General features: G+C 68.1%; 18 protein-coding genes. 11 read left to right on the top strand and 7 right to left on the bottom strand.

The genetic code is table 11. The annotated features are described in order from the left end of the window. Positions 1-129 precede the first annotated feature (129 nt). Together J8847_RS18095 and J8847_RS18090 are read left to right on the top strand one after the other, a co-directional pair. Positions 130-1566: a M28 family metallopeptidase gene (locus tag J8847_RS18095; protein WP_211526102.1), complete on the top strand. Its 1437-nt coding sequence runs from the start codon at positions 130-132 to the stop codon at positions 1564-1566. 20 nt (positions 1567-1586) lie between these two features. After that, positions 1587-2285, top strand: coding sequence for an MOSC domain-containing protein (locus J8847_RS18090; RefSeq protein WP_211526101.1), 699 nt, complete (start codon positions 1587-1589; stop codon positions 2283-2285). Here the strand turns inward: J8847_RS18090 and J8847_RS18085 are convergent. After that, positions 2282-2719 carry a nuclear transport factor 2 family protein gene (locus tag J8847_RS18085; protein WP_229429966.1) on the bottom strand — a complete coding sequence of 146 codons (438 nt, stop codon included), beginning with the start codon at positions 2717-2719 and terminating at the stop codon, positions 2282-2284. The two genes, J8847_RS18090 and J8847_RS18085, sit on opposite strands and share 4 nt — an antisense overlap. A 42-nt stretch (positions 2720-2761) precedes the next feature. Beyond that, complete coding sequence (locus tag J8847_RS18080) at positions 2762-3409, bottom strand: zinc ribbon domain-containing protein (protein ID WP_211526099.1); 648 nt, start codon at positions 3407-3409, stop codon at positions 2762-2764. Between the two features lie 156 nt (positions 3410-3565). Between J8847_RS18080 and J8847_RS18075 the strand changes: the two genes are divergently transcribed. Next, on the top strand, positions 3566-4570 hold the full coding sequence (locus J8847_RS18075) for a DUF4380 domain-containing protein (RefSeq protein WP_211526098.1): 1005 nt from the start codon (positions 3566-3568) through the stop codon (positions 4568-4570). A gap of 4 nt (positions 4571-4574) precedes the next feature. Here the strand turns inward: J8847_RS18075 and J8847_RS18070 are convergent, their stop codons facing one another. Further along, positions 4575-5258, bottom strand: a complete 684-nt coding sequence (locus J8847_RS18070) for an SOS response-associated peptidase (protein WP_211526097.1) — start codon at positions 5256-5258, stop codon at positions 4575-4577. Positions 5259-5447: 189 nt separating this feature from the next. Between J8847_RS18070 and glf the strand changes: the two genes are divergently transcribed. Next, positions 5448-6602 carry a UDP-galactopyranose mutase gene (glf, locus tag J8847_RS18065; RefSeq protein WP_211526096.1) on the top strand — a complete coding sequence of 385 codons (1155 nt, stop codon included), beginning with the start codon at positions 5448-5450 and terminating at the stop codon, positions 6600-6602. Between the two features lie 313 nt (positions 6603-6915). Here the strand turns inward: glf and J8847_RS18060 are convergent, their stop codons facing one another. Further along, entirely contained in the window at positions 6916-7536 is a 621-nt protein-coding gene (locus J8847_RS18060) for a PEP-CTERM sorting domain-containing protein (RefSeq protein WP_211526095.1), read from the bottom strand. Positions 7537-7973: 437 nt separating this feature from the next. Here J8847_RS18060 and zwf point away from each other — a divergent pair, with 437 nt between their 5' ends. Further along, a complete protein-coding gene (gene zwf, locus J8847_RS18055) occupies positions 7974-9440 on the top strand; it encodes a glucose-6-phosphate dehydrogenase (protein ID WP_211526094.1) in 1467 nt (488 codons plus the stop codon). A gap of 14 nt (positions 9441-9454) precedes the next feature. Here zwf and J8847_RS18050 read toward each other — a convergent pair whose 3' ends face one another. After that, positions 9455-10684, bottom strand: coding sequence for a PAS domain-containing sensor histidine kinase (locus J8847_RS18050; RefSeq protein WP_211526093.1), 1230 nt, complete (start codon positions 10682-10684; stop codon positions 9455-9457). Then, positions 10674-12011 carry a sigma-54 dependent transcriptional regulator gene (locus J8847_RS18045; protein WP_211526092.1) on the bottom strand — a complete coding sequence of 446 codons (1338 nt, stop codon included), beginning with the start codon at positions 12009-12011 and terminating at the stop codon, positions 10674-10676. The genes J8847_RS18050 and J8847_RS18045 overlap by 11 nt, the downstream gene beginning before the upstream one ends. A 199-nt stretch (positions 12012-12210) precedes the next feature. Between J8847_RS18045 and J8847_RS18040 the strand changes: the two genes are divergently transcribed. Genes J8847_RS18040 through J8847_RS18030 form a run of 3 tightly spaced genes read left to right on the top strand, consistent with a single transcriptional unit; the run spans position 12211 to position 16620 of the window. After that, positions 12211-13494, top strand: a complete 1284-nt coding sequence (locus tag J8847_RS18040) for an efflux RND transporter periplasmic adaptor subunit (RefSeq protein WP_229512991.1) — start codon at positions 12211-12213, stop codon at positions 13492-13494. Between the two features lie 26 nt (positions 13495-13520). Continuing rightward, complete coding sequence (locus J8847_RS18035; RefSeq protein ID WP_211526091.1) at positions 13521-14201, top strand: ABC transporter ATP-binding protein; 681 nt, start codon at positions 13521-13523, stop codon at positions 14199-14201. Between the two features lie 10 nt (positions 14202-14211). Next, positions 14212-16620 (top strand): ABC transporter permease, encoded by a 2409-nt coding sequence (locus J8847_RS18030; protein ID WP_211526090.1) that lies wholly within the window; start codon positions 14212-14214, stop codon positions 16618-16620. A gap of 3 nt (positions 16621-16623) precedes the next feature. On the opposite strand, the gene J8847_RS18025 is transcribed toward J8847_RS18030, so the two are convergent. Beyond that, complete coding sequence (locus J8847_RS18025) at positions 16624-16989, bottom strand: DUF2784 domain-containing protein (protein ID WP_211526089.1); 366 nt, start codon at positions 16987-16989, stop codon at positions 16624-16626. Positions 16990-17153: 164 nt separating this feature from the next. On the opposite strand from J8847_RS18025, the gene J8847_RS18020 reads away from it, so the two are divergent. The 3 genes from J8847_RS18020 to J8847_RS18010 all read left to right on the top strand — a co-directional run bounded on the left by J8847_RS18020 (position 17154) and on the right by J8847_RS18010 (position 20555). Further along, entirely contained in the window at positions 17154-18254 is a 1101-nt protein-coding gene (locus J8847_RS18020) for an alpha/beta fold hydrolase (RefSeq protein ID WP_229512989.1), read from the top strand. Between the two features lie 348 nt (positions 18255-18602). Next, positions 18603-19949 (top strand): APC family permease, encoded by a 1347-nt coding sequence (locus J8847_RS18015; RefSeq protein WP_229512987.1) that lies wholly within the window; start codon positions 18603-18605, stop codon positions 19947-19949. A gap of 21 nt (positions 19950-19970) precedes the next feature. Further along, positions 19971-20555 (top strand): cyclopropane-fatty-acyl-phospholipid synthase family protein, encoded by a 585-nt coding sequence (locus J8847_RS18010; protein WP_211526087.1) that lies wholly within the window; start codon positions 19971-19973, stop codon positions 20553-20555. Positions 20556-20707: the final 152 nt, after the last annotated feature.

The raw sequence follows: 20707 nt of genomic DNA, 5'->3' as shown, positions 1-20707 counted from the left end.
GCCGCCAACCGGATTCGCGATCGACCGAAATGCGCGTCGAGACGTACATACTGGACGGATTCACTGTGTTGACCGGGAGAATACTCCCGTGCGATATTGCCATTCTTACTATTCAGAGAGCACGACCGCATGCGCCACCTTGCCACCGCCCTCAGCCTTGCCTTGCTGTCCACCGCAGCGCTGGCCCAGGCTCCGCTCGACGCCGTCTCGAGCCGCATCTCGCCCGATTCCCTGCGCGGCCACCTGTCCTACCTGTCCTCGGACCTGCTGGAAGGCCGCGGCACACCCTCGCGCGGCCTCGACCTGGCCAGCGAGTACATCGCCGCCCAGTTCCGCCGCGCCGGCCTGGAGCCGGCCGGCGACGACGGCTACTTCCAGACCGCGAACTGGCAATACGCCCAGCGCAAGGATACGGACTTCGCCTTTACCGTGAACGCGGGCGGCAACGCGATCAGCGTGCCGGCCGGCGGCGCCACCGCCGGTTTCCTCGATCCGCTCGCCCTGGCGGCGACCCCGGCCGTCTTCATGGAATGGAAGGCGGCGCTGGAAGATACGGGCGCGGCCAACGGCAAGGTGCTGGTGGTGCCGGCGGCGCCCGTCCCCGGCGCGGCAGGCATCCTGCAGAGCAAGCTCAAGAGCAAACCGGCCCTGGTGGTGATGGTCGACCGCGAGCGCCGCCACGGCGCGCCGGGCGGCTGGCTGATCGATCCGGAAAAGCCGGCCGCCAAGGGCGCGGCGCCGGTGGTGGTGCTGCACGCGCCTGAGGCGGCCGCGCTGCTGGAAAAAGGCGGCGCCACCGTCGCGGCCAAGGTCGGCGCGCCGGAAGTGCGTCCGGTCAAGCTGCGCAACGTGGTGGGCTTGCTGCGCGGTTCCGATCCGCAGCTGAAGAACACCTATGTCCTGCTGACCGCCCACTACGACCACGTCGGTATCCGCAACGGCGAGATCTACAACGGCGCCAACGACGACGGCAGCGGCACCGTGTCGGTGATCGAGATCGCCTCGGCGCTCGCAGCCCAGAAGGAACGCCCGAAGCGCAGCATCGCCTTCATCGCGCTGTTCGGCGAGGAGCTGGGCATGCTGGGTTCGCGCTACTACGGCCGCCACCCGGTATTCCCGGTCAAGGACACGGTCGCCAACATCAACCTGGAGCAGCTGGGACGCACCGACGACAGCGAAGGCCCGCAGGTCAACTCGGCCACCCTCACCGGCTTCGACTACTCGACCGTGAGCGAGGCGCTGCGCAAGGCCGGCGACAAGACCGGCATCCGCCTGTGGAAGCACCCGGTCAACAGCGACCGCTACTTCGCCTTCAGCGACAACCAGTCGCTGGCCGACCTCGGCGTGCCGGCCCACACCCTGGCCGTGGCCTTCGGCTTCCCGGACTACCACGGCAAGGACGACACCTGGGACAAGATCGACTACGACAACATGGCGCGCATCAACCGCATGGTCGCGCACGCCGTCCTGGGCATCGCCAACGATCCGGTCAAGCCGGCGTGGACCAATGTCCCCAACGCCGCCAGGTACCTGGACGCGTCGCGCAAGCTGCACAGCGCCAAGTGATTCGCGCCCAGGTCCCTCCGATGCTGGAAGACCTGGGACAGCTCATCGCGATTGCCGTCCGGCGCACGCCCGCCACGGCGCCTGAGCCAGTGCCGCAAGCCCTGGCCCTCGGCGGGCGCGGGCTGGAGCACGACCTGCATGCCGACCCGGTCTCGCCGCGCCAGCTGCTGCTGGCCGGCGCGCCGGTCTACAACGATCTTGCCCTGCCGCCGCTGGCCCTGCGCGAGAACCTGCTGCTGGAAGCCGATACCTCGAGCCTGGCCTCGGGCACGGTGCTGCGCATCGGCGACGAGGTCCTGCTGCGCCTGATGTTCCAGTGCGAAGCCTGCGGCAGTCTCGACCGCCACCGTCCCGGCTTGTCGCGCCTGGTCGGCGCGCGGCGTGGCGTGCTGGCCCGCGTTCTCACGAGCGGACCTATCCTGGCAGGCGATCGTGTGATTTCCCTCGGGTCGCAACTGCCGGCCTGGCCGGAGGACTGGCGCGAACGCGTGCGCCGCGTGCTCGACGCGCTGCCGCCCGGCCATGTGATCGCCTACCGGCAGCTGGCCCACCTGGCCGGCATCGCCGCCAGCTATTGCCGCGCCTTTCCGCGCGCGATCGCCGGTTTCGGTCCCGCCTATGCGGGCAAGGCGGTGCCTGCATCCGCGCCGCCGGGGCTCCCGCGCTGGGATGGCGCCGGCCTGTTCGACGACGAAGGCCGGCTCGCTGACAAAGATTAAGGACGGATCTCGGTCACCTGGTGGAAGGTGTTCTTCCAGCCGTCGGCCTGGCGCACCCACACCCGCACATAGCGTCCCCGGAAGGGCTTCGGTCCGTCCGGCGTCTGCATGGCCGAGCGGAAGGCGCCGGTGACGACGGCGGCATCCCCGCCTTCCAGCACCTTGACCTCCGGCGTATCGAGGTCGTAGCTGCGGAAGTCCATCTGCTGGCGTTCCAGCCGGGTCAGGAGCTCGGTCTTGCTGCGCACCCTTCCGCGGCTGTCCACGTGCAGGTAGCTGCGGTCCATCAGGTGGAGCAAGGTCTCGGCGTCGCCTTCCTCGATGGCGGTCGCCCGCACGCGTTCCAGGTGCGCCAGGGCGGCGCGCACACTGCCTTCGTTCGCCGCTGCGCCTGAACTTGCGAGCGCCGCCGCCAGCACCAGGCCAAACTTCATCTTCACCGCATGTCCTCCAAACCGGCGCGGACGCCGGACACTTCAGCCCTGGCGCGCGCCGCACTCCGTACAGAATTTCGTCCCCGGCTGCAGCATGGCCGAGCAACTGATGCAGGCCGCCTGCTGGCCCATTTTACATCCGCACTCGGGGCAGAACTTGGCGCCGTGGGTCTCCGCGCGGCACTGGGGACAGACCAGCTGCATCTCCTGCCGCACATCGTGGCGCCCGCCGCGCGTCTTGCCCTCATCATAGGCCAGTTCCGCCGCGCTTTGCACTTCGCCCTGGGCGCGCGCCTGGGTGATCTTCACCTGGACGTTGGGTGCGCAGTCGAAGCACAGGCCGCTGGCGCCGTCGAAACAGGGGCTGCACACGTAGTCGTGGCAGTTGCCGCAGCGCTTGAAGTGGGCCTTGCCGGCGGCCACCGCGTCCTTGAAGGCCTGGTCGCGGGCGCTGTGCCAGCCCGCCTCCGCCATCCCGTGCAGTACGGAACTGGCGTTGCCGAGCAGTCCGCCGAACATGCTGGCGCCCTTCTGCAACCAGCCCGAGGCCTGGCCGCTGCGGTAGGGCTGGAACATGGTGCGCCAGCGGTCGCTGCAGCGCTCGCAGTAGAACTCGAACTGGAATCCGGCGTCGACGCCGGAGGAATTGCTCAGGTCCTGGTAGTTGTTAGAGAACTGCATTTCCGACATGGCATGTCTCCTCGCTGATCCCTGTTTTGATGACGGAATTATAACCAGCTGTCACAAGCTAGAGCCGGGAAAGTCACAAAGCTGTCGCAAATCCGCCCAAGCCACGCCACAGGCTTGTTTGTTTGCTATGCTCGAAACACCACGCCAAGGATTTCCATGTCCCTCCCCCGCGCCGCGTTCGCGCTTGCCTGCTGCTTCGCCCTCGCCCACCCCGCAGGCGCGCAGCTGCGCGCCCACCGCCTGGACAACGGCGCCGTCACGGTGCTGGCCTGCGAAGTCGCCGGCGGACGCCTGCTGTCCTTTGCGCTGGCGGGCCAGCCGAACTTCCTGCTGGCCGACGAACACGCGGGCAATCCGGACGCGGTCAGCGTCAGTGCCTACAGCAACGACGTGCCCTACCTCGGCCACGAGGTCTGGGTCGGGCCGCAGAAGGAATGGTGGACCGACCAGGCGCTCAATCCCGAGCGCGCACGGTCGCGCGCGCAATGGCCGCCCGATCCCTACCTGAGCCTCGCACCCTATGCCCTGGTCCAGCGCACGCCGGCCGAGCTGGTGGTGGACAGCCCGCCCAGCCTGGTGACCGGGATCCAGCTGCGCAAGCGCTACGCCCTGGTGAAAGGCCAGCCGAACAGCCTGCAGCTGGACGTGCGCGCCACCAACCGCCGCGACAAGCCGGTGGCGCGCGACATCTGGTTCAACACGCGCGTGCGCCCCGACACCCGGGTCTACGTGCCGCTGGCAAGCGAAGACGACGTGCGCGTCGCGACGCAGGAAGCGGGCGATGGCCTGGTTTTCACACTGGCCGACGGCCTCATGGCGCTCGAACCGCCCGCCGGCACGGCGCGCAAGGGCAAGCTGCTGATCCAGCCCTCGAGCGGCTGGATGGCGGCTTTTCACGGCGGCCAGGCTTTCATCATCCAGTTTCGCCACTACTCCAGCACCGCCATCCATCCCGACCACGGGCAGGTGGAGCTGGCCCGGGAAGTCCAGGGTGTGCTGGAGATGGCGCTGCATGCGCCCTTCGTGAAGCTGGCGCCCGGCAAATCCATGCGCGCCTCCGAGCGCTGGACCTTGCTGCCCTACGAAGGCCCGGCCACGCGCGAAGCCCACCTCGCTTTCCTGCGCCTGCACGCGAAGGCGCTCGGCCTCGCCGGACTGTGAGGCCTCAGAACAGCGAACCGTTGGGGGACGGTTCTTCGACCTTGCGCACGGTGCGCGGCGCGGACCAGGCTTTCATGCGCTCGGCCGGGAAGTGGCGCAGGAAGCTGCGCGCCGTGTCCAGGTCGCGGCACCCGATCCAGTCTTCGACTTCGTCCGGCCGCAGGATCACCAGCGAACGCTTCTCGTCGTCCGGCTTGTGCATGCGCCGCATCAGCGGATGCTCGTCGGCGTTGATGGTGATCTGGGTGAACGAGGCCTCGATGCGGCCATCCGCCTCGCTCCACTCGCGCCACAATCCGGCCACGTGGAACAGCGCGTCGTCCTCCATGCCGATGCCGTAGCGCTCGGCGCGGCCGCTCTCGTAGCACGGTTCATAGAAGCAGGTCATCGGCACCGCGCAGAACTGCAGGCGCCGCCACGCGGGCGCGAAGGAGCGTTTTTCGCCCAGCGACTCGGCGCGGGCGTTCATCGTATCGAACACCTTGACGCCCGGTGGGATATGCCGGCGCGGCACCATGCCGTAGCTGGCCAGCGCGGGCGCGGGACGGCCTTGCGCGCCGAGGCGCAGGATCGGCGCCTGGTAGTCCTTCCAGATTTCATCGGGCCAGCGCCAGTCGGCCGGCAGTTCGCTGAAGGCGCCGATGCTGCCGAATTGCTCCGGCGTCGGCGCGCGGTAGTTCACACACATGGTCGGTTCGCATTCCTAAGAGAACATGAATGATAGCAGCGCCTGCAAGCGTCCACGAACGCGCCAATTGTGCGATATGAACTGCCCCTTCAATGATATATTTTTAGCAGCATTTTTACTGCCCCTGCAATGCATTCCAAATAACACCGCCGATCAAACAGAGCGGAAAATTCACCATAGGAACGACACATGAACAAGCACATCGCCATCGTCGGCGCTGGTTTCTCCGGGGCTGTCATCGCGAATCAGCTCGCGCACGCGGGCTACACCGTGGACGTCTTTGAATCGCGCAGCCACATCGCAGGCAACTGCCATTCGGAACGCGATAGCGAAACCGGCGTCATGGTGCACATTTACGGCCCGCACATCTTCCACACGGATAACGAACGGGTCTGGGAATACGTCAACCGCTTCAGCGAATTCAAGCCTTACGTGAACCGCGTCAAGGCCATCACGGGCGGCAAGGTCTATACGCTGCCGATCAACCTGCTGACCATCAACCAGTTCTTCGGCAAGACCCTGCGTCCGGCCGAGGCCGAGGAATTCCTGCGCGAACTGGGCGACAAGACCATCGAGAATCCGACCACCTTCGAAGACCAGGCGCTGCGCTTCGTCGGCCGCGAGCTGTACGAGGCCTTCTTCAAGACCTACACCATGAAGCAGTGGGGCCTGCACCCGAACCAGCTGCCGGCCAGCATCCTCAAGCGCCTGCCGGTGCGCTTCAACTACGACGACAACTATTTCGCCCACAAGTACCAGGGCATGCCGGCCGAGGGCTACACCGCCCTGGTCGAGCGCATCCTGGACGTGCCTGGCGTCACCGTGCACCTCAACACCCGCTTCAATCCGGATGCCAAGGGCGACTACGCCCACGTGTTCTACAGCGGCCCGATCGACGCCTGGTTCAAGCATGCGGAGGGCCGTCTGCCCTACCGCACCCTGGACTTCGAGATGTTCCGCGACAAGGGCGACTACCAGGGCAACGCCGTCGTCAACTATTGCGACGACGCCGAGCGCTATACCCGGATCACCGAGCACAAGCACTTCTCGCCCTGGGAAAGCCACGAGGGCACGGTGTGCTACAAGGAATACAGCCGCCAGTGCGAGGAGAAGGACATTCCCTACTATCCGATCCGCTTGGCGCGCGACAAGCAGCAGCTGGAGCTGTACGTGAACCTGGCGCGCCAGGAAACCAACGTGACCTTCGTCGGCCGCCTGGGCACCTACCGCTACCTGGACATGGACGTGACGATCAACGAGGCCCTGAATACCGCAGACCAGTTCCTGGCCTGCGCGCGCGACAAGGCCGCCATGCCGGCGTTCACGATCGACCCGCTGGCTTGAAACACCATCCGCCCGCGCCCGGTATGGCGCGGGCGCGACCCGCTAGCAGGGCTTCGCGCTGCGGCGGGTCAGACGCTGGATCAGGATGGCCGAAGCGCCGCCGATCGCGACGCCGAAGCCCTGGATTGCATGGTGGCCGTGTTGTGCATGCAGCCTCGATATTTGGTTCGCGGCCTGCCCCCGGAAGAATTGGAAAGGCTGGGGCGGAAGCGACCGCATGCGGCGCATCCCGGTATACGCCTGCTTGAATGCGAATGGCCGGCACTCGCCGGCCATCAAGGGCCGCGGGCGCCGAATGGCGCCTATCGAGCGATCAGTGCGCCTGCTTGCGCTTGCGGCCCAGCGCCAGGCCGGCCAGGGCAACGCCGAACAGCGCCAGCGTGCCGGGTTCCGGCACTGCGGCGACCGCTTCTTCGACGAAGCTGAAATTGTCGACCATCACGTAGTCGCCCCAGCCGCCGCTGATCAGTTCTGCATAGGCGATGCCCGCGTGCGCCAGGCCGAAGTAGTCGCCGTCATTCGAACCCCACACTGCGTTCACGCTGGTCGATTCGAGCGCGACGCCGGTGCTGTCGTAGGCGGTCAGAGTCCAGTTGACGTCCGAAGCGCCCCAGTTGAAGGCGAAGGCGCTGACCGAGTTGGCGAAGTCGAAGCGTAAGCCGTTCGTGTTGCCCTGTGCATTGTCGACGTAGGCCGCGCCGCGGGTGTTATACGAGCCGGCATAAGTGGTCGAGGTGCTGATCGACCCGTCGATGCCGCTGATGCTGAGGTTGCCGGCAGTGAGGCTCGGGACCCAGCTGTTGCCCATTGCGTCGAAATTGACGACCGTGACGGTACCGGTCAGGACCGGATCGCCCTTGCCGGTGACCGGAGCAGCGACGGCGGCGCTGGTGAAAGCGGTAGCGAGGATCAGGGAGAGAAGCGTGGTTTTCATTATTGTCTCATTCAGGTTGGAAATACTGTGGCATGTTTAGCAATTAACGTGCCATGCATGCAATATCGCGCGATATCAATAACTTAGGAAAAGAGACTCTTCCCGATGTAAAGATTTTCGACAAGAATCATGCCGCTGAGGAAGCAAAACGCCGCCTCTCCGCACATGGAAGGACAACAGCGGTTATCATTCATTAATGATTGACCGGGTGGTAAGCCGACTGGCTGACATGACGACATTCAAGCATACCGACCTGCTACCCTCTTCGCACCCCGGGCCGGCCACAAGCCGCATCCCGGCCGCGTGCATACGCCGCCGCCGACAGCGCCCTATGCAGGGCGGCGCGGCGGCCTTGATCCGGCCCAGCCGGCCCGGCAGCCCGCTTTTGGCGGCGCGCGCGCCGGAGCGACCAATTAACTTTTACTGCATAGAGCGACATGATTCCCTCGACTGAGATTGACAACGGCCTTCCCCTCGACATGGTGATCTTCGGCGGCATGGGCGACCTGGCGATGCGCAAGCTGATGCCTGCGCTCTACATGGCCTACCTGCACGGCAACCTGCCCGCCACGACCCGCATCCTGTCCACCGGCCGCCAGGACTTCGACCGCGACGCCTATCTCGCCCACGTCGGGGAGCATTCGCGTTCCTTCATCAGCGCCGCCAACTTCAACGAGAAGACCTGGGACGGGTTCCTCAAGCTGCTCGAGTACGTGCGCCTGGACGTGCAGGCCGCACCTAGCTTCGGCGCCCTGGCCCAGGCCTCGCGCGCCGGCGCCCAGCGCGTGTTCTACCTGTCGACCGCGCCCACGCTGTTCACCACCATCTGCGACAAGCTGGCCGCCGCCGGCCTGGTCGATGCGCATTCGCGCGTGGTGCTGGAAAAGCCGCTCGGCCACGACCTGCCCTCGGCCATCGAGATCAACGAAGCGGTCGGCAAGCACTTCGCCGAATCGCAGATCTACCGCATCGACCATTACCTGGGCAAGGAGACCGTGCAGAACCTGATGGTGCTGCGCTTCGGTAATTCCATCCTGGAACCGCTGTGGCGCGCGCCGAACATCTCGAGCGTGCAGATCACGGTGGCGGAAGAAATCGGCGTGGGCAGCCGCGCCGGCTTCTACGACAGCACCGGCGCCATGCGCGACATGCTGCAGAACCACCTGCTGCAGCTGCTATGCATCGTGGCCATGGAGCCGCCCACCTCGCTCAACGCCGACGCCGTCCGCGACGAAAAGCTCAAGGTCCTGCGCTCGCTGCGCCGCTTCACCCTGGCCGACATCGCGCGCGACACCATTCGCGGGCAATACACCCACGGCGTGAGCGGCAACCAGGAAGTGCCGGGCTACCTCGAGGAAAAGAACGTCCCGGCGGACAGCAAGACCGAGACCTTCGTCGCCCTGCGCGCCCATGTCGACACCTGGCGCTGGTCCAAGGTGCCGTTCTACCTGCGCACCGGCAAGCGCATGCAGCGCCGCTCGTCCAAGATCGTGGTCGAATTCGCCAATCCGCCTTTCCCGCTGTTCCCGGACGCGCCGGGCGGCGTGGCCAACCGCCTGGTCATCGAGTTGCAGCCGGAAGAAGCGATCAAGCTGCAGATCATGGCCAAGCAGCCGGGCACCGGGATGCAGATGCAGCAGGTCACGCTCAACCTCGACCTGCAATCGGCCTTCCAGCAGCGCCGCGCCGAAGCCTACGAGCGCCTCCTGATCGACGTGGTGCGCGGGCGCCTGACCCACTTCATGCGCCGCGACGAACTGGAAGCCGCCTGGGCCTGGGCCGATCCGATCATCGAGGGCTGGGGCACGCTGGGAGAGAAGCCGCACGCCTACGCGGCCGGCTCCTGGGGCCCGGCGGAATCCTTCGCGCTGCTGGCGCGCGACGGCTTCGCCTGGGTCGAGTGATTTAAAAGCTCGCATCAGAAGCTGATAATGAAGCGCGCGCCCTTCCCGACCGGCCGGGCGTAGCGCACGGTGCCGCCGTTGGCGTGCACCAGGTGGCGGACCATCGCCAGGCCGATGCCGCCGCCCTGCTTCTTGGTAGTGAAGAAGGGCGTGAAGATATGGGCGGCGACGTCCTCGGGCACGCCCGGGCCGTCGTCGGCCACCTCGATGCGCAGGCGCGCGCCGCGCACCAGGCGTGCGCTCACCTTCGCCTGCGCCTTCTCGACGCCCGCCGTGGCCTCGAAGGCGTTCTTCAGCAGGTTGATCAGGGCCTGTTCCAGCTGGCCCGGGTCGGCCACCAGCTCAAGCGATCCCGGCTCCACCGAAAACTCCACCATGCCGCCGCGCGCCCGCCACAGCGGGTTCACCAGGGCGCCGATGCGCTCGAACATCTCGGCCAGGCGGATGCGTTCCGGATGGGCTTCCGGCACGTTCGACAGGCTGCGGTAGCTCGCCACGAAGGCGACCAGGCTGTCGGCGCGGCGGCGGATCGCGTCCAGCGCGGTGCCCAGGTCGGCGCCCAGGTCGGGGTCCAGGCCCTCGGCTTCGCGCACCAGGTCGTAGGCGGTATGCGAGAGCGAGGCCACGGGCGTCAGCGAATTCATGATCTCGTGGGTCAGCACGTGCACCAGCTGGCGCCAGGCGTTCAGGGCCTCGGCTTCCAGCTCGGTTTCGACCGGCATCAGGGCCGCGAGGCGCTGGGGCTTGCCATGCAGGCTGATCGAGGCCACCGCCACCAGCGCGCGCTCGGCGCCGCGTTCGGTCTCGAACTGCATCGTTGCACGACGCTCGGCCGGCTGGGCCGCCAGCTGGGCATAGAGCTCGGCGGGATCGGTCGCGCGTCCGGGCGCGGTCAGCTTGCGCGCGTTGGCATTCAGCGGCGCCACCGTTCCCGGGCCGGAAGCGCCGTCGATGCGGAACAGCGCGATCGGTGCGAACTCCAGGCGCGCTTCCAGGGCCAACGCGTTGTCGACCAGGCTTTGCTGCTCGATGTTGAGGACTGCCGTCGCGGCGGCGGGATCGGGCCGCCAGGAAGCCAGGCCCCGCACGCAGCGCCACAGCACGAACAGGCAAGGCAGGATACCCAGCAGGCAAAGGACGGCCAGGCGCGGGGACGCGTGCAAGGCGCCTGCGCCCCAGGACAGCGCGCCCACGCCGGCGACGGCAAGCACGACGCCGGCCGCCTGGACCCGCCTAGATGCCATGCTTGCCCAGCTTGCGGTACAGCGCCGCGCGGCTCAGGCCCAGCAGGCGCGCCGCCATGCTGATGTTGCCGTTGGCCTTGTCGAGGGCCGCCGCGATGGTCTCGCGCTCCAGGTCGCCCAATTTGAAGGCGCTGTCCTCTGGCGGCGCCGCGGGCGCAGTCTGGATCGCGGGCGCGGCCAGGCCGAAGTCCTCGAAGCGGTACTCCGGCTGGCTGGCCAAAATCACGGCGCGCTCGCAGGCGTGGCGCAGGGCGCGCACGTTGCCCGGCCAGGACCAGGCGCACAGGCGCTCCATGGCGCTGGGAGCGAGCTCGCGCACCGGCCGCTGGTACTGGGCTTCGTACAGCGACAGGTAATGGTGCAGCAGGCCCGGAATATCGTCGCGCCGTTCGCGCAGCGGTGGCACCCGGATCACGATGGTGTTCAGCCGGAACAGCAGGTCGGGCCGGAAGACCGCGGGGTCGAACAGGCGCGCCTCGTCCAGGTTGGTCGCGCTGACGATGCGCACGTCGATCGCTTCGGGGCGGTCGGCGCCGATCGGGGTCACCTCGCGCCGTTCCAGCGCGGTCAGGAGCTTGGTTTGGGCCGGGAGCGGCATATTGCCGATCTCGTCGAGGAACAGGGTGCCGCAGCGTGCGGCCTGGAAGCGGCCCGCGCGGTCGGCCTTGGCGTCGGTGAAGGAGCCGCGCCGGTGGCCGAACAATTCGCTCTCGAAGGTCGATTCCGGCAGCGCGCCCATGTCCACCGCCAGGAAGGTGGCGCCGGCGCGGCGCGAGGCCTGGTGGATGGCGCGCGCGACCAGCTCCTTGCCGACGCCGTTCTCGCCCAGCACCATCACGTTCGCCTCGGTCGGCGCGACGCTGGCGATCATCGCCTTCACCTCGCGCATGCCGGCGGATTCGCCCATCAGGTTTGACGCGCCGGCCGCGCCGCTGGCCGCGCGGCGCGCCAGCGCACCTTCCACGGCGGCGATCAGGCGCGCATTGTCCCAGGGCTTGGTAATGAAGTCGCTGGCGCCGCGCTTGAGCGCTTCCACCGCCAGCGGAACGTCCGCATACGCGGTCAGGGCGATCACGGCGGGCGGACGCGGCAAGGCGCGCAGGCGGTCCAGCACGCCCAGGCCTTCGGAACCGTCGATGCGGCCCGGCGTGAAGTTCAGGTCGAGCAGCACCACGTCCGGGGTGCGCGCCGCCAGCAGCGCGGCCAGCCGGCCTGGGTCGTCCAATGTCTCGACCATGCCGTGGCGGCGGCGCAGCAGCATCTGCGCCGCGCAGGCGACATCGAGGTCGTCGTCGAGGATCAGGATGTGTGCGGTGGAGTCGGCCATTGGCTGGGTCGGGGAAGTGGGATTGCCATTCTAGCAGCGCGCCATGCCCGTGGGGACAGGCAGAGGCCGCCTGTCCGGAAGCGCACACCCGGAAGTGTCCGGATACGGACAGTTGGCTGTCCAAACCGCCCGAAACATGGCCAAAAAGGCACTGGCACGGAGCTTGCAGAGAGGAAGGCATTTTGTTTCGAGACCGATCATGGACCGACTTCCTCCCCATGCCGTCACCGGCGCCGCCATGGACACGGTGCTGCCCAAGCGGCGCGGCAAGCTGGCCCTGCGCATCGTCGCGGCGGCGGCCGTCCTGCTCGTCCTGGCCTGGGGCGCCTGGCAGCTGATGCCGCACGGCCTGCAGGTGGACCGGCAAGACCTGCGCATCGCGCGCGCCGTCTCCGGCGTCTACCGCGACGATATCGTCGTGCGCGCCACCGCCGAGCCGCTCAATTCCATCATCCTCGATTCGGTCGAATCCGGCCGTGTCGAGGAAGTCTTCGTCCAGGACGGCTACGCGGTCCGGAAGGGCCAGCTGCTGTTCCGCCTGTCCAATCCACAGCGCAACCTGGAGCTGCTGGAGCGCCAGGCCGAGCACGCGCAGCAGATCTCCAACCTGGCGACCCTGCGCGTCGCCCACGAAGCCGGCCGCACCGATCACCAGCGCCGCATCGCCGACCTCGAATTCGCGCTCGAGCAGGCGCAAAAACAGTACGCCCGCAACAGCCGCCTGGCCGCCCAGGGTTTTATCTCCTCGGTCGCGCTAGAAGAATCCAGCGACAAACTGGCCCAGCAAAAGCGTGCGTTGCAGGTCGAGCGCGACAGCATCGCCACCGAAGAGCGTGTGCGCCGGCAAGGCTTGCAGCAGATGGAAACCGCGATCCGCGGCCTGCAGTCCGGCCTGCAGCTGGTGGATGCGACCGTGGATGCGCTGGCGGTGCGCGCGCCCGCCGACGGCGTGCTGACCGACTTCCGCCTGCAAGTGGGCGAGACCGTGCGTCCCGACCAGCACATCGGCCGCATCGACGATCCGAAGCGCTTCAAGCTGACCGTGCTGATCGACGAGTTCTACCTGAGCCGCGTGGCGGCCGGGGTCACCGGCAGCGTGGCCCAGGGCGAGCAGCACTATCCGGTCAAGGTGCGCACCGTCTTCCCGCAGATCCGCGAGGGCCGCTTCACCGCGGAGCTGGTGTTCGCGGACCGCCAGCCGGAAGTCATCAGCCCCGGCCAGAGCCTGGACGCGCGCCTGACCCTGGGCCGGCCGGCGCAGGCCCTGATGCTGCCGACCGGCCCCTGGCTGGGCGACAGCGGCGGCGCCTGGGCCTTCGTCCTGTCGCCCGGCGGCGGCGAGGCGCGCCGCCAGCCGCTGCAGCTGGGCCGCCGCAACAACAGCCAGGTCGAGGTGCTGTCCGGCCTGAAGGCCGGCGACCAGGTCGTCACCTCCGGCTACGCGCCTTTCGGCAAGGCCGAACTGCTGCAACTGAATCCATGAACACCCTCCATCACAAGGAAGCCACCATGCTCAAACTGACAGGCGTCAGCAAAGTCCACGTCGCGGGCGAGGTCCAGACCACCGCCCTGGACCGCATCGACCTCGACATCGCCGCCGGCGAATACGTCGCCATCACCGGCCCTTCGGGCTGCGGCAAGTCCACTCTCCTGAGCGTGCTCGGGCTGCTCGACGTGCCGACCGAGGGCGAATACTGGTTCGAGGGCCAGAACGTCGCCGGCTGGAGCGAGACCAGATTGAACGAACTTCGCCGCGGGCGCGTGGGCTTCATCTTCCAGAGCTTCAACCTGATCGAGGAACTCAGCGTCCACGAGAACGTCGAACTGGCCCTCGAGTACACGGGGACGCCGGCCGCCGAGCGCCGCCGCCGCGTGACCGAGATCCTGGAGCGCCTGGGCGTGGCCCACCGCGCCAAACACCGTCCTTCCCAGCTGTCGGGCGGCCAGCAGCAGCGCGTGGCGATCGCGCGTGCGCTGGTGGCGCGGCCGGCCATGCTGCTGGCCGACGAACCGACCGGCAACCTGGACACCGCCCACGGCGACGAAGTGATGCGCCTGCTGCGCGCCATCAACGCCGAGGGCACGACCGTCGTCATGGTCACCCACTCCCCGGCGCACGCGGCCCAGGCCTCGCGCACCCTGCACCTGCTCGACGGCCGCGTGGTGGTCGACGCGCTGCAGGCCGCGTGAGGAGCACCGCATGAACCTGCGCGACTTCCGCATCGGCTGGCGCCTCCTGGTCAAGGAGCCGGCCTATTCCAGCGTGGTGATCCTCGGCCTGGCCGTGGGCTTCGCCGCATGCTTCCTGCTGCTCGGCTACGTGGGCCATTCGCTGTCCTACGACCGCCATGTCCCCGAGCGCCAGAAGATCTACCGGCTGATGCAGCACTGGAACCACCCGACCGCCTCCAGCGGCCACTGGAGCCCGCAGAGCAGCCTGCCGGCGCGCGACGCGGTAACGCAGAGCGGCGTGCCGCTCCTTGCCAGCACCTTCATCGACCGCACGATCGACGTGCGCGTCGGGAACCGGGTGCAGACCGTCAGCCTGACCGTGGTCGACCCGGCCTTCGAGCAGATCTTCCGCCCGCCGGTGGTGGCGGGCAAGCTGGCCGATGCGCTGTCCAGCCCCGACGCCTTCGCCCTCACCCGCGAGACCGCCATCAAGCTGTTCGGCAGCGCGGACGCGGTGGGCAAGACGGTGCAGGTGGCCGGCCAGCCCTACCGCATCGCCGCCGTCCTGGAAAACCAGCCGGCCGCGACCACCCTGCCCTACGCCATCCTGGCGGGCATCCGCACCTCGGTGTGGAACGAGGAATACCGCCGCCTGGTCACCACCAACTGGGGTTCCTCGCATGGCCCCGTCTACGTCAAGCTGTCCTCGAGCGCCGACGCCCAGCCGGTGCTCGACGCGGTGCGGCGCGCGATGCTGGCGTCCAGCTTCTACCAGCGCCAGGCGCCCGACCAGATCGCGGCCCTCAACGGCCAGGACATGATCAGCTTCCGGCTTGGACCGCTGCCCGAAGCCTACCTCGACCCGAGCGTGGAAGGCGGCGGCAAGCTGCACGGCGACCGCAAGACCATCTTCGGCCTGGCCGCGGTGGCGGCGCTGATCCTGGTGCTGGCGGCCACCAACTACGTCAACCTGGCCACCGTGCGCACCCTGCGCCGCCAGCGCGAGATCGCGGTGCGCAAGGTGCTGGGCGCGGGCGCCGGCGCCGTGAGCCGCCAGTTCCTGGCGGAGTCGGTGCTGGTCTGCCTGATCGCCACCCTGATCGGGCTGCTGCTGGCCTGGCTGCTGCTGCCGGTGTTTTCAAGCCTGGTGCAGCGCGAGATGGACCGCGTGTTCACCCCGCTGTCGGTGGGCCTGAGCCTGCTGGTGGGCGTGCTGCTTGGGCTGCTGTCCGGGGCCTACCCGACCTTCTCGGCGCTCAAGGTGCTGCCGACCGCCGCCCTGCAGGGGCGCGGCAACAGCGAGACCGCCGGCGGCCTGCGCCTGCGCCGTGTGCTCACCGTGCTGCAGTTCGCCACCGCGATGGGCTTGACCGGCATGACGCTCGCGGTGGCGTGGCAGACCCGCCATGCCAGCAGCCTCGATCCGGGCTTCGACCCCGAGCCGCTGCTGGTCTTGACCGCGTCGGACGACATGCGCAACGCGAACGTGCGCGCCTTCCGCGACGCCCTGCTGCGCGTGCAGGGCGTGAGCGGCGTGGCCGAGAGCGACGCCCCGGTCACGGTCAACCGCAACAGCACGGCGCTGCGCCGGGACGGCGGCGAGGCGGTCGAGATCAGCACCCTGTACGTGAGCCCGGAATTCTTCGGCGTCTATGGGCTCAAGCAGGTCGCCGGGCGGCTGTACGACCCGACCCGCGACAAGGTCGAGGACGAGGACAAGATCGTGGTCAACGAGGCCGGCGCGCGCCGCTTCGGCTTCGCCAGCTCCCAGGATGCGGTCGGCAAGTACGTGCGCAATCCGGACGGCTCCGGCACGGCGATGCAGGTGATCGGGGTCGCGCCCGACATCCGGCACCGTTCCGCGCGCGAAGCGATGCAGCCCACGGTCTACTTCCTGGAGAGCCGCACGCCGGTGTTCACCGTGCGCACCAGCGGCAGCCAGGAAGCAGTCAAGCGCGCCATCGAGGAACTGTGGCCGCGCTACTTCCCCAACGACGTGCTCGACATCCAGCGCGCCGCCGGCATGTTCGCCCTGAACTATGCGGACGACCTGCGCCTGGCCAAGCTGCTGGGCGCGTCGAGCGTGATCGCGACCGCCATCGCCGCGTTCGGCATCTACGTGCTGGCCGCCTACAGCGTGCAGCGCAAGGCGCGCGAGATCGTGCTGCGCAAGCTCTACGGCGCAGGCAACGGGGCCGTCGGCCGCCTGGTCGGGAAGGAATTCGCCGCCCTGCTGGCGGTGGGCGCGCTGATCGGCCTGCCGGCGGCCTGGCTGGCGATCGAGCGCTACCTCGCCGGGTTCACGGAGCGTGCGCCGATCGGGGTGTGGACCATTGCCACGGCCTTGCTGGTCGCCTGCCTGGTGGCGCTCGGCTCGACGGCGCGCCACGCGCTGGCGGCGATGCGCATCCGGCCGGCGCTGGCCCTGCGGGAGTAATCGCTAGGTCGCCCGGCGGCGCCGGGCGATCCACGCGTAGAGAGCAATATTAATCAGGAGCACGGCCGCCGCCAGCACCGCCTGCGTAGGGCGGCCCAGTCCGACCGGATAGATCAGCGGCAAGAGGTAATGCTCGATGAATCCGCCGCTATAGCCGGATTCGCCGGCGGAATGCCGCAGCGCATTTTCCACGTAGGTGAGCGGGCAGATGGCCCCGCTCGCCTCGATGCCGAATCCCCACACGGCCGCCAGCAGGTGGGCAGGCATCCATCCACGGTGGCGCGCGACCAGCAAGGCTCCGAACACGACGAAGAGGATGAAGCCGAGGTGCAGCAGCAGGACTGCGTCGGCCAGGATGCGGTAAAGCATGGCTGCCGGACTCCGATAGTCTGGACCTTCATGCTACGCGCATCAGCCGCGGCCTGCGGCGCTTTGGCGCAGCGCAAGCCTCCGCCGCGTTCGATTGGAACACGGTTGGAAGCTGCGGCGACTTGGCGTAGAGTCTTATGGCTCAGAACCAGACGAGGCTCCTCATGACGACGAACGAGTGGACTGCAGGCAACTGGAACACCCTGAATACCTTCGGGGCGCAAGCCCTGAAGCACATGGACCGCAGCCGCCAGGCGCGCGGCAAGATGCTGGAACGCGCCGGCTACGGCCCTGTGGAAACCCCTTCCGTTGTCCTCCATACCGAAACCGGGCTGAACGTGCGGCGCTACGGCGACGCCGGCGAAGGCCCGGCGGTGCTGCTGGTCCCGGCGCCGATCAAGCGCTCCTACATCTGGGACCTGGCGCCCCAGGTCAGCGTGGTGCGGCGCTGGCTGGAGCATGGCTACCGCGTCTACCTGGCCCAGTGGCTGCCGGTGCCGGAAGAAAACGATCATTTCGGCCTGGACGATTATGGCGACCACATGCTGGACGTGTGCCGCAAGGTGGCCGCCGCCGACAGCGGGGAGCAGCGCCTGGCGGTCGTCGGCCATTCGCTGGGCGGCATCCTGGCCGCGATGTACAGCTGCCTGCATCCCGAGCACGTGAGCGCGACCATCCTGCTGGAGTCGCCGCTGCATATCGAAGCGAAATCCTGCTGCTTCACCCCCCTGGTCAAGGCCACCCCGCACGCGCGCCAGATCGCCGACACCTTCCGCCAGGTGCCCGGTGTGTTCCTGAACATGATGAGCGCCATGGCCGAGCCCCAGGCTTTCCAGGTCGAGCGCATCATGGACCGCTGGCTGTCGATGGCCAATCCGGCGGCGCTGGCCAACCATATGCGGGTCGAGCGCTGGACCCACGACGAGTTTCCCCTGCCGGGGCGGCTGTTCACGGAAATCGTCGAGGACATCTACCGCCACGACGCCTTCATGCAGGGCAAGCTCGACGTCGGCGGGCGGCGCATCGGCCCCGCCGACCTGCGTGCGCCGCTGGCCTGCGTGGTCGATCCCCGCAGCAAGCTGATTCCCCTGCAGGCCATGGCGCCCTTCATGGAGGCCGCCGCGAGCGAAGGCAAGCTGCTGCTGCGCTACGAGGGGGACGTGGGGGTCAATCTCCAGCATGTGGGGGTGCTGGTGGGCGCCAGTGCGCACGCGCGGATCTGGCCGGCGCTGTTCCAGTGGCTCGGGACGATCCGCGAGGCCTGAACGTTCGGTACCGATCCGGCGGCGGCGGCAAAGAATCTTTGCACAGGGAGCTTTGGATGCAAATATTCTTTGCAGGGATCACCGCGAGCCATGCGATCGGCGTGGGACGGCCGCTGCGGCCTGGCTCGACGGGTTTCGCTGCATTGCAGCAACCGCGCGCCACCCGCGGGCAGCGCCCGCTAAGATCCGAATCGCACTGAGACGGGAAGCGGGGTCGAAGACTGTCTTCCTACTGATCAACTGCGCGGCGTCGCGTGCCTGGCGCCGGCGAACCACCTAGCGCCCACCATGGATGCCCTGGAAGCGGAACGCCCTGCGCCCGGTCCTCACGGAGCCCATCCGCGGCCGATGATCGGCCTGCGTGAAGCCATGGCCGTGATCGTCGGGGTCGTCATCGGCGCCGGCATCTTCAAGTCGCCTTCCATCGTCGCCAGCCTCAGCGGCAGTCCCGGGACGATGCTCGTGCTCTGGGTCCTGGGCGGCCTGGTCTCCCTGGTCGGGGCGCTCTGCTATGCCGAACTGGCCACCGCCTATCCGCACGCCGGCGGCGACTACCACTTCCTGCGGCGGGCTTTCGGCCGCTCCCTGGCCTTCCTGTTCGGCTGGGCGCGCTTCGCCGTGATCACGACCGGCTCGATCGCGCTGCTCGGCTTCGTGTTCGGCGATTACATGCAGCAAGCCGTGCCGCTGAGCTTCCTCCCGGCAGGCTGGGGCGCCACCGCCTACGCCTGCGCGGTCATTGTCGTGCTGTCGGCGCTCAACCTGCGCGGGATCCGCAGCGGGGCGGGCGCCCAGAGCCTGCTGACCCTGGCCGAGATCGGCGGCCTGCTCCTGATCGCCGCCGCCGCGGCCTTCCTGGCCGATCCCGCGCCGCCCGTGCAGAGCGCATCCGCCACTGCCCAGGCGCCGTCCATCGGACTGGCCATGGTTTTCGTCCTGCTGACCTACGGCGGCTGGAACGAGGCCGCCTACATCAGCGCCGAGATCCGCGGCGGTCCGGGCCGGATGGTCAAGGCGCTGGTCCTGTCCATCATCGTCATCACCAGCCTCTACCTCCTGGTCAGCTGGGCCTACTGGGCGGTGCTCGGCATGGAAGGCATGGCCGCGTCCGACGCGGTGGCCGCGGACGTGATGCTGCGCGCCTTCGGGCCGGCGGGCGAAAAGCTGATCTCGCTGCTGGTCGCCGTGTCCGCCCTCACCTCGATCAACGCCACCATGATCGTCGGCGCGCGCACCGGCTACGCCATGGGCTGCGACTGGCGGACCCTGGGCCGGCTGGGTTGCTGGGACGGCGACCGCGGCACCCCGCACGTGGCGATGGCCCTGCAGTGCGCGGCGGCGCTGGTCCTGGTCGGCGTCGGCGCGGCCCTGGGCAGCGGCTTCAAGGCGATGGTCGAATTCACGGCCCCGGTGTTCTGGCTGTTCTTCCTGCTGACCGGCCTGTCCCTGTTCGTACTGCGCCGGCGCGAGCCGCGCACCGCCAGGCCTTACCGGGTGCCGCTCTACCCCTTGGTGCCGCTGCTGTTCTGCGCCACCTGCGCCTACATGCTGTGGTCCAGCCTCTCGTACGTGAGCAGCCAGACGCTGGGCGGGCTGAACGCGGCCTGGATCGGCGTCGCGGTGCTCGCCTTCGGCCTGGTCCTGCTGCTGGTGCTGCACCGGCGCAGCGAGAACCACACTCCCCCGTTGTCCTAACCGTCACCAGGAGATGTTCCCATGAACCCGCAAGCACGACGCCGTACCCTGCTCCTCTACGCGGCCAGCCTGCTGCTGCCGGCCGGAAGGGCCTTTGCCCAGACCACCGCCGCACCCGCGCGGCATCTCGATGTTCCCTACGTCCCCACGCCGCAAAGCGTGGTCGACAAGATGCTGGACCTGGCCCAGGTGGGCAAGAAGGACGTCCTGTACGACCTCGGCTGCGGCGACGGCCGCATCGTGGTCACCGCGGCCAAGGAACGCGGGGCGCGCGGGACCGGCATCGACCTGGACCCGGCCCGGATCGCCGAGGCGAAGGAGAACGCGAAACGGGCCGGTGTCGCGGACAGGGCGAATTTCCGGGTCGGCGACCTGTTCGAGACCGATTTCTCGGAAGCGACCGTGGTCACCCTCTACCTGCTGCCGACGGTGAACGCCAAGCTGCGTCCGCAACTTTGGAAGCAGCTCAAGGTCGGCACCCGCGTGGTGTCGCACGCCTTCGACATGGGGCCGGAATGGCCGCCCGAAAGGACGGCCGAGGTGGAAGGACGCAAGATCTTCTACTGGACGATCCGCGAGGCCAACAAGCGCGAAGTGGCCGCCTGATCCTCCCTGCACGCTTCGACTTGCACGTTTCCCCGGCCGCCGCGTTACCATGTCGGATTGACCTGGCGGCGGCGCGCGCTTGCCGCCGGTCTTCCCTTCACATCCAAAGGCAGGCAGACGTGTTCGCAGTACTTTCTCTCGACATGGGGGCG

Source organism: Massilia sp. AB1, assembly GCF_018119385.1.
Taxonomy (GTDB): domain Bacteria; phylum Pseudomonadota; class Gammaproteobacteria; order Burkholderiales; family Burkholderiaceae_D; genus Telluria.
Note: the sequence above shows the minus strand (reverse complement) of the source record. Positions and strands in the feature narration are given on the sequence as shown.

Bases quoted from the DNA above. Each gene is read 5' to 3' on its own strand.
- J8847_RS18095 (WP_211526102.1), top strand. From the start codon at position 130: ATGCGCCACCTTGCCACCGCCCTCAGCCTTGCCTTGCTGTCCACCGCA.
- J8847_RS18090 (WP_211526101.1), top strand. From the start codon at position 1,587: ATGCTGGAAGACCTGGGACAGCTCATCGCGATTGCCGTCCGGCGCACG.
- J8847_RS18085 (WP_229429966.1), bottom strand. From the start codon at position 2,719: ATGAAGTTTGGCCTGGTGCTGGCGGCGGCGCTCGCAAGTTCAGGCGCA.
- J8847_RS18080 (WP_211526099.1), bottom strand. From the start codon at position 3,409: ATGTCGGAAATGCAGTTCTCTAACAACTACCAGGACCTGAGCAATTCC.
- J8847_RS18075 (WP_211526098.1), top strand. From the start codon at position 3,566: ATGTCCCTCCCCCGCGCCGCGTTCGCGCTTGCCTGCTGCTTCGCCCTC.
- J8847_RS18070 (WP_211526097.1), bottom strand. From the start codon at position 5,258: ATGTGTGTGAACTACCGCGCGCCGACGCCGGAGCAATTCGGCAGCATC.
- glf (WP_211526096.1), top strand. From the start codon at position 5,448: ATGAACAAGCACATCGCCATCGTCGGCGCTGGTTTCTCCGGGGCTGTC.
- J8847_RS18060 (WP_211526095.1), bottom strand. From the start codon at position 7,536: ATGAAAACCACGCTTCTCTCCCTGATCCTCGCTACCGCTTTCACCAGC.
- zwf (WP_211526094.1), top strand. From the start codon at position 7,974: ATGATTCCCTCGACTGAGATTGACAACGGCCTTCCCCTCGACATGGTG.
- J8847_RS18050 (WP_211526093.1), bottom strand. From the start codon at position 10,684: ATGGCATCTAGGCGGGTCCAGGCGGCCGGCGTCGTGCTTGCCGTCGCC.
- J8847_RS18045 (WP_211526092.1), bottom strand. From the start codon at position 12,011: ATGGCCGACTCCACCGCACACATCCTGATCCTCGACGACGACCTCGAT.
- J8847_RS18040 (WP_229512991.1), top strand. From the start codon at position 12,211: ATGGACCGACTTCCTCCCCATGCCGTCACCGGCGCCGCCATGGACACG.
- J8847_RS18035 (WP_211526091.1), top strand. From the start codon at position 13,521: ATGCTCAAACTGACAGGCGTCAGCAAAGTCCACGTCGCGGGCGAGGTC.
- J8847_RS18030 (WP_211526090.1), top strand. From the start codon at position 14,212: ATGAACCTGCGCGACTTCCGCATCGGCTGGCGCCTCCTGGTCAAGGAG.
- J8847_RS18025 (WP_211526089.1), bottom strand. From the start codon at position 16,989: ATGCTTTACCGCATCCTGGCCGACGCAGTCCTGCTGCTGCACCTCGGC.
- J8847_RS18020 (WP_229512989.1), top strand. From the start codon at position 17,154: ATGACGACGAACGAGTGGACTGCAGGCAACTGGAACACCCTGAATACC.
- J8847_RS18015 (WP_229512987.1), top strand. From the start codon at position 18,603: ATGATCGGCCTGCGTGAAGCCATGGCCGTGATCGTCGGGGTCGTCATC.
- J8847_RS18010 (WP_211526087.1), top strand. From the start codon at position 19,971: ATGAACCCGCAAGCACGACGCCGTACCCTGCTCCTCTACGCGGCCAGC.